Raw genomic sequence first — 12,040 nt, forward strand, 5'->3', positions numbered from 1 at the left:
ATGAGTGATCTGTGGAGGCGCTGTCTCGAGCGTCTTGATGGCGAATTGAGCCCTGAAGACGTCCATACCTGGCTCATGCCCTTGCAGGCGAGGGAGGACGGCACCGGCCTGTACCTGTACGCGCCCAACCCGTACTCGCTCGAAGCAGTGCGCAGCCAGTTCCTGGGCAAGATCGAAACCATCATCACGCACCTGGCGGGCCACCCCCTGCCCGTGCGCCTGGAAGTGGGTTCGCATGGTGGTCGCCCGGCACCGGCCCGACCGGCCTCGTCCGTGGCGGCAAGCATGCCCGCGCCTGCGGCATCGTCCGCTGGCCAGGCCTCGCGTCCTGCCGACGCCGCACCGGAACCGCCGCACCAGCACAACCTGGATCCGCACTACACGTTCGAGACGTTCGTGGAAGGCAAGTCCAACCAGCTCGGCAAGGCCGCCGCCATGCAGGTGGCGATGAATCCCGGCCGCGCCTACAACCCGCTTCTTCTCTATGGCGGCACGGGCCTGGGTAAAACGCATCTTATGCATGCCGCCGGCAACCTGCTGCTGCAGAACAATCCTGATGCGAAGGTGCTTTACCTGCGCTCGGAGCAGTTCGTCAGCGGCATGGTGAAAGCGCTGCAGCAGAAGAACATGGACGACTTCAAGCGCCGCTTCCGTTCGGTGGATGCGCTGCTGATCGACGATATCCAGTTCTTCGCCGGCAAGGACACCACGCAGGAAGAGTTCTTCCACACCTTCAATGCGTTGTTCGAAGCGAAGCAGCAGATCATCCTCACCTGTGACCGCTATCCCAAGGAGCTGGACAAGCTCGAGCCGCGATTGAAGTCGCGCCTGGGCTGGGGTCTGTCGGTGGCGATCGAGCCGCCGGACTTCGAGACGCGTGCAGCCATCCTTCTGTCGAAGGCCGCTGACAAGGACATGGCGCTGTCGGAGGACGTGGCGATGCTGCTCGCCCGCCGCATCCGCTCGAACGTGCGCGACCTCGAGGGCGCGCTCAACACGCTGGCGGCGCGTGCGAACTTCTATCGCCGCTCCATCACCACCGACTTCGCGGAAGAGACCCTGCGCGACCTGCTCAATACCCATGCGCAGGCCGTCACGGTGCCGAACATCCAGAAGCAGGTGGCCGACTACTACCAGGTCCGCCTGTCCGACCTGCTCTCCAAGCGCCGTGTGCGCTCCCTGGCGCGCCCGCGACAGGTGGCCATGGCCCTGTCCAAGGAACTCACCGAGCACAGCCTGCCGGAGATTGGAGAGGCGTTTGGCGGCCGCGACCACACGACGGTGCTCCACGCCTGCCGGACCATCCGCGGTTTTTGCGAGAAAGACGTGCGCATGCGCCAGGACTGGGAACAGCTGATTCGTATCTTGACTGGCTGAGAACCTGTGGATAATAGGTGGGCAACCTGAGGACGGTTTCAGGCCTTAGAGTTATCCACAGATGACCCACACGAAACCGTCGTTGATTGGTAAGTGATATCAAAACGTAAAGTACTGATTACTAATGCGAAATCAGACTTCTCAAGATATCCACCGGCCTAACAACAACCACTAATAAATCTTTAAAAACTTAAAAGCAGGAGTAGGGGACGCATGCAATTCAGCATCCAGAGGGAAGTACTGCTCAAACCCCTGCAGCAAGTCGTGGGCGTCGTCGAGCGTCGCCAGACCCTGCCGGTCCTCGCCAACCTCCTGGTTCGCGCCTCCGGTAGCGAGGTCTCCTTCACCGGTACCGACCTTGAAGTCGAGATGGTGGCCACCACGGCCGCTGATGGCGTGCAGGAAGGCGAGATCACAATTCCAGCCCGCAAGCTGTTCGACATCGTTCGCGCCCTGCCGGACGGTGCGAAGATCGACATCAAGCTCAACAGCGACCGCATCGCGCTCAACGCCGGCCGCAGCCGCTTCACGCTGGCTACGCTGCCGGCATCGGAATTCCCGACCGTCGACGAAATCGAGCTGGTCGAGCGGGTGACGCTGCCCGAGGAAGTCCTGCGCGACCTGATGGAGCGCACCGCGTTCGCCATGGCGAACCAGGACGTCCGTTACTACTTAAACGGCATGCTGCTCGATCTGCAGGAGCACACGCTGCGCTGCGTGGCCACCGATGGCCATCGCCTGGCGCTCAAGGAAACGAAGCTGGAAAGCTCCGTGTCGGCTCGCCGCCAGATCATCATTCCCCGCAAGGGCGTGAATGAGCTGATCGGCCTGTTCGAAGCGGGCGAGGGTACGGTAGAGCTCGAGTTTGGTTGCAACCACCTGCGCGTTCGCCGGGGCGGTGTCACGTTCACCTCGAAGCTGATCGACGGCCGCTTCCCGGACTACGAGGCAGTCATCCCGCTCGGCGCCGACAAGAGCGCCACGATCGAGCGCGACGTGCTGCGTAGCGCCCTGCAGCGCGCTGCGATCCTCTCGAACGAGAAGTACCGCGGCGTGAAGCTGGAACTCCAGCCGGGCCACATCAAGATCGTGGCGCACAACCCCGAGCAGGAAGAAGCCCAGGAAGAAGTCGAAGCCGATACGGCCGTCAGCGACCTGGCCGTGGGTTTCAACGTGGGTTACCTGCTGGATGCCCTGGGCGCGCTTCGCGGCGAGAAGGTTCGCCTGAACCTGCGTGACGCCCAGTCCAGCTGCCTGCTGCAGGAAGAGGGCAACGATGAAGCTCGCCACGTGGTGATGCCGCTTCGCCTCTGACAGCACGACAAGGTAAAGTTCGGCCACGACGCCGGGGATGTCTTCGACACCCCGGCGTCGCTCGTTTTGGCATGGGTAAAGGCGCGGAATGAAGTTCGAGTCACTGCGAATCGCCGGTCTGCGCTGCCTTGAGGGCGTTTCGATCACGCCTGCCCCTGGCATCAGCGTTTTCACCGGCGCGAACGGGGCAGGAAAGACGAGCATCCTCGAGGCCGCCTATCTGCTCTCACACGGTCGATCGTTTCGAGCGGGTTCGCGGGATGTCCTGCTGAAGCGCGGCGCAGCCACGCTTTCGGTCTTCGCCGAGGTACGTTCAGCGGAAGGGCGTACGAGGCGGCTCGGCCTGGGCAGGGAGAGCGGGCGCTGGCAGGCGAGGGTGGATGGCGATGCCGTCTCCCTGGGCGGGCTGGTGCAGGAATGCGCCGTCGTCTGCTTCGAGCCGGGCTCACACGATCTGATTGCTGGCCCCTCCGACGAGCGCCGTCGGTTCCTCGATTGGGGTTTGTTCCACGTGGAACATGCGTTCGTGAATCAGTGGCGGCGATATCAGCGGGCTCTCAAGCAACGCAACGCCTTGCTTCGTGCCGGGCCGCCGCTGGATCCAAGTCTCATGGAACCCTGGGAATCCGAACTGGCAAGCACGGGTGAGGCCCTGTCGGCCTTCCGCGTGGGCTACGTCGAGCGCCTGCTGCCGCATATCCAGGGATTCATGGGGAACGTCCTGCCCGAGCTGGGTGAGTTCACCCTGCGCTACAAGCAGGGCTGGGATGAGGCGAGTTCGCTCGCAGACACCCTGCTGGAGCGCCGCGGCCGCGACCTGGGCCGGGGCCACACCACGGCGGGGCCCCATCGGGCGGACTTCACCATCGCCTTCGAGCACGCCCCCCTCCGTGAGCACCTGTCCCGCGGCCAGGAAAAGCTATGCGCCCTGGCCTGCCTGCTTGGCCAGGCGTCGCTCCACGCCGAGATGTGTGGCGAATGGCCCGTGGTGTGCCTGGATGACCTTGCTTCGGAGCTCGATCGTACCCATCAAGAGTGGGTAGTCGCCCAGCTCATGGGCCGCGACGTACAGGTGCTGGTGACCGGCACCGAGGTTCCGCACGCCCTTTCAGGCCAATCCGTCGATGTGTTCCACGTGGAACAGGGTGTCGTCACGGCTTTGCTATAATCGACCGACTGGCCCGGCGCTGCGTCTCGCGCACCGGGGCTACCGCGTCATCACCAGGCCTCGCATGAACGAACCTCTCGATCCGACGAACACGAACGCTTACGACTCCGGCAGCATCAAGGTCCTAAAGGGCCTGGAAGCTGTGCGCAAGCGCCCCGGCATGTACATCGGCGATACCGACGACGGTACCGGCCTGCACCACATGGTGTTCGAGGTGGTCGATAACGCCATCGACGAAGCCCTGGCGGGATACTGCGACTACGTCACGGTCACCATCCACCAGGACGAGACGGTCAGCGTGTCCGACAACGGCCGCGGCATCCCGGTCGATACCCACCCGGAAGAGGGCAGGTCCACGGCGGAAGTCGTGATGACGGTGCTCCACGCGGGCGGCAAGTTCGACGCCAACTCGTACAAAGTCTCCGGCGGCCTCCACGGCGTCGGCGTCTCCGTGGTCAACGCCCTCAGCGAGAAGCTCTGGCTGACCATCTGGCGCGACGGCAAGGAATGGAACCAGCAGTACGCCCACGGCGAGCCCGTGGCGCCGATTGCGCCCACCCGCGATACCTCGCGCCGCGGCACCATGGTTCGCTTCCTGCCCAGCAAGCTCACCTTCACCAACAACACCGAGTTCCACTACGACATCCTCGCCAAGCGTCTGCGCGAGCTGGCGTTCCTGAACTCGGGCGTCACCATCGAGCTGGTGGACGAGCGCCACGACCGCAAGGACATCTTTGCGTACGAGGGCGGCATCAAGTCCTTCGTCCAGCATCTGGCGCAGCTGAAGACGGCCCTGCATCCCACGGTCATCAGCTTCAGCTCGTTCTCCGAGGGCATCACCGTCGAGCTGGCCATGCAGTGGACGGACGCCTACCAGGAAACGATGTTCTGCTTCACCAACAACATCCCGCAGCGTGACGGCGGTACCCACCTCACGGGCTTCCGTGCGGCGCTCACCCGTACCCTGCAGAACTACATCGAAAAAGAAGGCATCGCCAAGAACGCCAAGGTCGCGCTGTCCGGCGACGACATGCGCGAAGGCGTGATTGCCGTCCTCTCGGTGAAGGTGCCGGATCCGAAGTTCTCCTCGCAGACCAAGGACAAGCTCGTCTCCAGCGAGGTGAAGACCGCGGTGGAGCAGGTCGTCAACGACAAGCTCGCCGAGTTCCTGCTCGAGAATCCCGCCGAAGCCAAGGCCATCGCTTCGAAGGCCGTCGACGCGGCTCGCGCCCGCGAGGCTGCCCGCAAGGCCCGCGAGATGACCCGCCGCAAGGGCGCGCTGGATATCGCCGGCCTGCCGGGCAAGCTGGCCGACTGCCAGGAGAAGGATCCCGCGCTGTCCGAACTGTTCCTGGTCGAGGGTGACTCCGCAGGCGGTTCCGCCAAGCAGGGCCGCAATCGCCGTACCCAGGCCGTGCTGCCGCTGAAGGGCAAGATCCTCAACGTCGAAAAAGCTCGCTTCGACAAGATGATCTCCTCGGCCGAAGTCGGCACGCTGATCACCGCGCTGGGCACGGGTATCGGCAAGGACGAGTACAACCCGGACAAGCTGCGCTACCACCGCATCATCATCATGACCGATGCGGACGTGGACGGATCCCACATCCGCACGCTGCTGCTCACGTTCTTCTACCGGCAGATGCCGGAGCTGATCGAGCGCGGCCACGTCTACATCGGCCTGCCGCCGCTGTACAAGGTGAAGCAGGGCAAGCAGGAGCTCTACATCAAGGACGACAACGTCCTCAACGAGTTCCTGATTTCGAGCGCCGTCGACAACGCGTCGCTGGAGCCGGAAGAGGGCGCGCCGGGCATCGGCGGCGAAACGCTCGAGAAGCTGCTGCGCGATTACCAGGCCGCCCTCGACCAGATCGCGCGCCTGTCGCATCGCTTCGATACCGCGGCACTCACCGCGATGATCGAGCACGCGCCGCTGCAGGAAGCCGCCTGGAACGACGCCGCCACCATGCAGACCTGGCTGGACGGCATCGCCAAGCGTCTCAGCGCGAGCGGCCTGGGCAAGCCCACGTACGCCCTGCGTTTCCGCCCGGCACTCAACGAGCAGGGTGCGGCGGTGGAAGTCGAGCGCATGCAGCACGGCCTCAGCCATACCTGGATCATGACCCAGGCGTTCTTCAATGGCGGCGACTTCCGCGCCATCGGCTCCATTGCGAGCCAGCTCGCCGAGCTCAGCCTCAAGCCGGGCGCCGTCGTTCGCCGTGGCAACGGCTCGCGCGGCGTGCTCAGCTTCGCGGACGTGCGCGGCTGGCTGCTCGACGAAGCGAAGAAGGGCCGTACCATCCAGCGCTTCAAGGGCCTGGGTGAAATGAATCCGGAGCAGCTGTGGGAGACCACGGTGAATCCGGAAACCCGGCGCATGCTGCAGGTGGGCATCGAAGACGCGGTGGCCGCGGACCAGATGTTCTCGATGCTGATGGGCGAGGCCGTCGAGCCGCGTCGCGACTTCATCGAATCGAACGCGCTGAAGGTTGCCAACCTCGATATCTGACGATTTCCCTCGTCTGCAGAAACTACGGAACGCCCGGCCATCGCAAGATCGCCGGGCGTTTTCGTAAGCTCCACGTGCGGACGCGTAGGGTGGATCGAAACGCCGATTTCAAGGGCCAAAAATCACCCTAAATCGGTCAGTACAAACATTCTTCTAACAAGTCATTGTTTTGATTATTTTTTTTTGTGGCGCTGCGACTTGTTCTTAGGAATAAAAACAGGGTAACCTCTGTAGTCCCCCGGAGCACTCCGCGTGCGACGACTCCTTAAACCGAGGTCAGTCAATGAAACAGGGTTTCTTCAACAAGATGGCGCTCGCAACCGCGATCGCACTTTCTCTCACCAGCGCCGCTGTCGTTGCGAAAGACAAGCAGGCTGACACCAAGAAGGAAGTGTTGTATCCGAACGCCACTCGCGCGGAACCCAAGCTCGACCTGAAATCGGAAAAGGACCAGAAGGCCATCAACGAAGGCCTCGATGCCGCCAACAATGGCGACAACGACAAGGCGGTCCAGCTGCTGACGCCGCTGGCCGATGGTTCGGGCACGAGCAGCAAGTACGCCCAGGCGCTCGCACTGCAGGGCCTTGCCAACATCAAGTACAACAGTGGCGACGTTAAGGGCGCCATTGCCCAGCTCAAGCAGGCGCTCGATATCGGCGTCATGCCGAACGACACCTACTTCCAGCTGAAGTACATGTACACGCAGTTCCTCGTTGCCGACGAGCAGTACGCTCCGGCGCTGCAGTCGCTGCAGGAATGGCGCAGCGAAGGCAAGAAGGAAACCGCCGACTCCTACGGCCTCGAAGGCAATATCGATTACCGCCTCGAGAAGTACCCGGAAGCGATCGCCGCCATCAACAAGGCGAAGTCGATGCCGGACGCGAAGCCGCAGGGTTCGTGGGACCAGATCCTCGCCGCCAGCTATGCCGAAACCGGCCAGGGCGACAAGGCCGCTGAACTCGCTTCGGCTGAGCTCGCGAAGAACCCGAACGACCCGACCGCGATGCAGAACGCTGCTTCCTCGCTGATCCAGGCGAAGAAGTATCCGGAAGCCATCGCGCTGCTCGAGAAGGGCCGTGCCGCCGGCGCGTTCCACGACGAGAAGCTCTACGTGAACCTCGCCAAGGTCTACCTGATCGACGGCCAGGAAAACGACAGCCGCCAGAAGGAGAACGCGGGCAAGGCTGCCGCGGTCCTTCAGGACGGCATCGCCAAGGGCGTGGTCAAGCCCACCGCGGAAACCTACTCGCTCATGGGCGACGCGGCGATCACGTCGGACAACATGGCCGCTGCGGCCGATGCGTACGGCAAGGCCGCGGCTATCGCCACCAATGGCGAGCCGGCGCTCAAGGCCGCTCGCGTGCAGCTCCAGGAAAACAAATACGCCGCCGCTGAAAAGCTGGCGACGGACGCCATCAGCAAGGGCGTGCAGCATAAGGGCCAGGCCTATATGGTGCGCGCGGAAGCCAAGCGTGGTCAGAAGAACAAGCAGGGTGCTATCGCGGACATGAAGCTCGCGGCGCAGGACCCTGAAACGTCTGCCAAGGCTAACGCCTGGTTGAAAAACGCAGGTAACCAGTAAGGCCTTGTAAAGTGCCGGAAGGGGGATTTATGGATCGTCATAAATCTTCCCTTCAGGCGCTATACAAACGCCATATGCTGGTGTAACTTGCATATTTTCCGCTTGCAAAAACCAGCGTTCAGGGCATGTGAGTTGCCCAACGCCGGAAAGCAGCGGGCTCACTTCCGCTTGATTAGCTCTTGATAGTGACTGATGGCCTCAAGTAACGAATCAACCGGCCAAGCGCCGTTCAGTTGGGGGCGCACCAGTGCTTTGGCCGTTGCCATTGCGCTGCACTCGTTCGCATTCCTGTTGCTCGTCGCGCCTATGGCGCCGCCGAAGTCCCAGGAGAAGCAGAAAGAGAAGGTCGTGCAGGTCGATTTTATCGAACCGCCGCCGCCGCCCCCGCCTCCCCCGCCGCCGCCGCCGGAGCCCCCAAAGCAACCGCCGCCGAAAATCATTCAGCAGGTGAAGCCGCCACCGACACCGCCGCCGCCGGCTCCGCCGCCGCCGGCTGTTGAAGAGGCGAGCACGAATGCCCAACCGGCACCGCCGCCGGCGCCTCCCGCGCCGCCTGCACCGCCTGCGGACATCGCGCCGAGCGAAAATCTGTCGTACCGTCAGCGCAACCCGCCAAAGTATCCGCCGCAGGCGGTTCGCCAGCGGCATGAAGGTACGGTGGTACTTCTGGTCCTCGTGGCTGTCGACGGTACGCCCAAAGACATCCAGATCGACCAGTCGAGCGGTTTCCGCGAACTGGACAAGGCAGCGCAGGATGCGGCCAGGAACTGGCGATTCAACCCGGGCAAGCGAGGCGGTCAGGCCGTCGAAGGCTATGCACGTGTCCCCGTTACGTTCAACCTAAACCAGCTGTAAGCCCCCACGGCTTATAACTTTTAAGTTCACGCTTGACTTCCCAAGGGTAGCGTTATGTTGCAAGACACCTCCGCTCAGCCTGCTTCGCCAGGTAACTCCAATGCCGACGCCCTCAAGCAGATGGGCTTCGACCACCTCATTCACAACTTCGACGCTCTTGGTTGGATTGTGTTCGTGGTGCTGGTCGCGATGTCCGTGCTCTCGTGGTACTTCATCGTTGCCAACTTCATCCGTAACAGCCTGGTGCGTTCGCGCGCCGACAAGGTGATCCAGGGCTTCTGGAACACGGCGTCGACCCAGGAAGCCATCCGCATGCTCGAAGAGCAGCCGAAGGGCGAACCGTTCTCGAAGATCGCGCTCGACGCCGCCTCGGCCGTTGCGCATCACCAGCAGGCTGCTGGTGGTCGTCTCGCCGAATCGCTGTCGCGTTCGGAATTCATCGACCGCGCCCTCCGCCAGGCCGTGGCTCGCGAGAGCCTGCGTCTGGAAGGCGGCCTGACCCTGCTCGCCACAGTCGGTTCGTCGGCACCGTTCATCGGTCTGCTTGGTACCGTGTGGGGCATCTACCACGCCCTGATCGGTATCGCAGCTTCGGGTTCGGCTTCGATGGATAAGGTCGCTGGCCCGGTGGGTGAAGCTCTGATCATGACCGCGTTCGGTCTGTTCACCGCTATCCCGGCCGTGCTTGCGTACAACTTCTTCATGCGCTCGAACCGCCTGACCTACGCCCAGTTCGACGAATTCGCGCATGACCTGCACGACTTCTTCGCCACCGGCGCCCGTGTCGAAGGCACGAAGTAATCGCTAGAGGAATTGACCCATGGCTATGAGCAGCGGGGGCAACTCCGGTGGGCCGATGTCAGAAATCAACGTCACGCCGCTCGTCGACGTGATGCTGGTTCTGCTGATCATCTTCATGATCACGGCACCGCTGATGTCCCATAAGGTCCAGATCGATCTGCCGAAGGCTAATCCGAACGTTAAGGATGACACCCCGGTGGAGCCGATGGATCTCGCGGTCAAGCCGGACGGTACGTACTTCCTCAATGACGGCGAAGTCAGCGAGGCTGAACTGAAGGCCCAGTTTGCGGTTGCGGCGGCTAAGTCGCCGCAGCCGGAACTCCAGATCCGTGCCGATCGCACCACCGAGTACAAGGTGGTGAAGAAGATCCTTGGTGATGCCAAGGACGCCGGCATGGTCCACGTCGGCTTCATGTCGACTGGTAAGGAGTAAGGACGATGGCATTCAGCTCAGGTAATTCCGGTGGCCCGATGTCGGACATCAACGTCACGCCGCTCGTCGACGTGATGCTGGTGCTCCTGATCATCTTCATGATCACGGCTCCGATGCTGTCGCATAAGATCAAAATCGATCTGCCGCAGCCGAATCCGAACATCGTCAATCCAGAAAATCCGCCGGATCCCGTCCGGCTGCAGATCCGCCAGGATGGCTCGCTGTACTGGAACGATACGCCGGTTGACGAACTGGGCCTGCGCGCCCAGATCGCGGTGATCGCCCAGCAGTCGAACCAGCCGGAACTGCAGATCGACGCGGATGATGCGGTTCAGTACGAGGTCGTGGCTCGCGTGCTTTCCGACGCTAAGGGCCAGGGCCTGACCAAGATCGGCTTCGTAAACGCTCAATAACGATCTGGTCTGTCCGGTAAAACCAAAAACCCCGCCTCACGGCGGGGTTTTTTTTTAGGAAAGAATGTCGATGTAAGAGCGAACCGTGTTCGCCAGGCCCTGGTAAAGGGCTTCCCCGATCAGCGCATGCCCGATCGAGACTTCGGCCAGCCCCGGGATCGCCGACTTGAACGTACCCAGGTTCGCCTGGCTCAGGTCATGGCCCGCATTCACGGCAAGCCCGGCCTGCTGCGCACGACGAGCCGTCTCGGCGAAACTCGCCAGCTCCTTGCGTGCATCGCCCTGGTGGAAGGCCTCCGCATACGGGCCGGTGTAAAGCTCGATGCGCTGCACGCCGATCGCCACGGCGTCGGCGAAACCTTCACCGCCGGCGTCGACAAACACACTCACGCGGCAACCGATTTCGCGGAACGCGGCCACCACCGGCTTCAGCGTTTCGATGTCCTTCGTCAGGTCGAAACCATGGTCCGAGGTGATCTGGCCATCGCCGTCCGGTACTAGGGTCACCTGGGTCGGGCGCACTTCGCGGCACAGCTCGATCAGGCCCGGGTAGGCACCGCGGGCGCCGGCGAAGGGGTTGCCTTCGATGTTGTATTCCACGCGCCCACGCAGCAAACCCGCCAACGTGCGAACGTCGGCCGGGGTGACATGGCGCATATCGGGACGGGGGTGGACGGTGAGGCCGCCGCAGCCCGCATCGATGCAGGTATTCGCCGCGGTGGCGATGTCCGGTTCGTTGCCGCCACGGGAATTACGCAGCACGGCGATCTTGTTCAGGTTAACGCTGAGGAGGGTCATCGACGGTCCAAAAAAAAAACGCACGTCGCCAAGCGCGACGTGCGCAATGACTGTCGTCTCAGCATAACTCGCCACGTCCCTGTGGCGCACTCCACGGCTCACACACACACGCCAACTAAGACACACGCCAATGCGGAAAGGTTCAAACCGGAAATGTGAAGACGCGAACCGAGCGCGGCTCACCGCGCCACGCGACGGACCCAACGAGGTTCTCGCCGAGTGTCACCGGGGCCACCTGCCACGCCTCGGCCGGGCCCACGTCGCCGTCGAAAACGCCGGGAGACAGGTCGTAGCCATCCGCCGCAAAGGCCACGCGATGCAGGCCATATGACAGCCCACCGCCGTGTGCCTTGAGTACGGCCTCCTTGGCCGTCCATAAGCCGAGGAACCCGCCCAGCACCTGCTCCTCCGGCAGCCCTTCGAGCCACGTCGTCTCAGCCGGCGCGAAGAACCGCCGGGCGAGTTCGAGCGCCCGTGCCCGCGGCCGGATCCGCTCCACGTCCACGCCCACTTCGAAGCCGACCGGCCCACGGCCGATGGCGAACAGCGCGGTGTCCTGGCTGTGCGACCAGCTGAAACCGAGCATGCCGGCGTCGCCCGGGAAGTGCGGCTTGCCGTGCTCGCCCCGAGCCACCTCGGGGGCGCCTGGTCCGGCATAGGCGGCCAGCAGCGTGCGGAATGGCGCGGCCTCCGCGGCATCGGTGGACCACGGCAAACGCCAGACGTGGATCTCGGCGGAGGGAAGGTTGGGAACGTCGAAGGGCATTCCCCCATGCTAGCCTGAGCCCGTGCC

At 63.1% G+C, this 12,040-nt stretch carries 11 protein-coding genes; 9 read left to right on the forward strand and 2 right to left on the reverse strand.

Features of this window, described 5'->3' with window-relative positions:
• The 9 genes from dnaA (at position 1) to FIV34_RS00045 (ending at position 10,449) form a co-directional block, all read left to right on the forward strand.
• Positions 1-1,377: a chromosomal replication initiator protein DnaA gene (gene dnaA, locus FIV34_RS00005; protein WP_139978415.1), complete on the forward strand. Its 1,377-nt coding sequence runs from the start codon at positions 1-3 to the stop codon at positions 1,375-1,377.
• Positions 1,378-1,590: 213 nt separating this feature from the next.
• Entirely contained in the window at positions 1,591-2,691 is a 1,101-nt protein-coding gene (dnaN, locus tag FIV34_RS00010) for a DNA polymerase III subunit beta (protein WP_139978418.1), read from the forward strand.
• An 88-nt stretch (positions 2,692-2,779) separates the two neighbouring features.
• A complete protein-coding gene (gene recF, locus FIV34_RS00015) occupies positions 2,780-3,859 on the forward strand; it encodes a DNA replication/repair protein RecF (RefSeq protein WP_139978420.1) in 1,080 nt (359 codons plus the stop codon).
• A 64-nt stretch (positions 3,860-3,923) separates the two neighbouring features.
• On the forward strand, positions 3,924-6,365 hold the full coding sequence (gyrB, locus tag FIV34_RS00020) for a DNA topoisomerase (ATP-hydrolyzing) subunit B (protein ID WP_139978421.1): 2,442 nt from the start codon (positions 3,924-3,926) through the stop codon (positions 6,363-6,365).
• A gap of 283 nt (positions 6,366-6,648) precedes the next feature.
• The gene (locus FIV34_RS00025) at positions 6,649-7,947 is read left to right on the forward strand and encodes a tetratricopeptide repeat protein (RefSeq protein ID WP_139978423.1); all 1,299 of its coding nucleotides are present in this window, start codon (positions 6,649-6,651) and stop codon (positions 7,945-7,947) included.
• Positions 7,948-8,139: 192 nt separating this feature from the next.
• On the forward strand, positions 8,140-8,802 hold the full coding sequence (locus tag FIV34_RS00030; protein ID WP_139978425.1) for an energy transducer TonB: 663 nt from the start codon (positions 8,140-8,142) through the stop codon (positions 8,800-8,802).
• A 54-nt stretch (positions 8,803-8,856) separates the two neighbouring features.
• Entirely contained in the window at positions 8,857-9,603 is a 747-nt protein-coding gene (locus FIV34_RS00035; RefSeq protein WP_139978427.1) for a MotA/TolQ/ExbB proton channel family protein, read from the forward strand.
• 19 nt (positions 9,604-9,622) lie between these two features.
• A complete protein-coding gene (locus FIV34_RS00040; RefSeq protein WP_072323402.1) occupies positions 9,623-10,036 on the forward strand; it encodes an ExbD/TolR family protein in 414 nt (137 codons plus the stop codon).
• A 5-nt stretch (positions 10,037-10,041) separates the two neighbouring features.
• Positions 10,042-10,449, forward strand: coding sequence for an ExbD/TolR family protein (locus tag FIV34_RS00045; RefSeq protein WP_072323403.1), 408 nt, complete (start codon positions 10,042-10,044; stop codon positions 10,447-10,449).
• 54 nt (positions 10,450-10,503) lie between these two features.
• On the opposite strand, the gene FIV34_RS00050 is transcribed toward FIV34_RS00045, so the two are convergent.
• Positions 10,504-11,247, reverse strand: a complete 744-nt coding sequence (locus FIV34_RS00050; protein ID WP_139978430.1) for a pyridoxine 5'-phosphate synthase — start codon at positions 11,245-11,247, stop codon at positions 10,504-10,506.
• Between the two features lie 142 nt (positions 11,248-11,389).
• Positions 11,390-12,013, reverse strand: a complete 624-nt coding sequence (locus FIV34_RS00055; protein ID WP_139978432.1) for a 4'-phosphopantetheinyl transferase family protein — start codon at positions 12,011-12,013, stop codon at positions 11,390-11,392.
• Positions 12,014-12,040: the final 27 nt, after the last annotated feature.

The organism is Luteibacter pinisoli (genome assembly GCF_006385595.1).
GTDB lineage: Bacteria > Pseudomonadota > Gammaproteobacteria > Xanthomonadales > Rhodanobacteraceae > Luteibacter > Luteibacter pinisoli.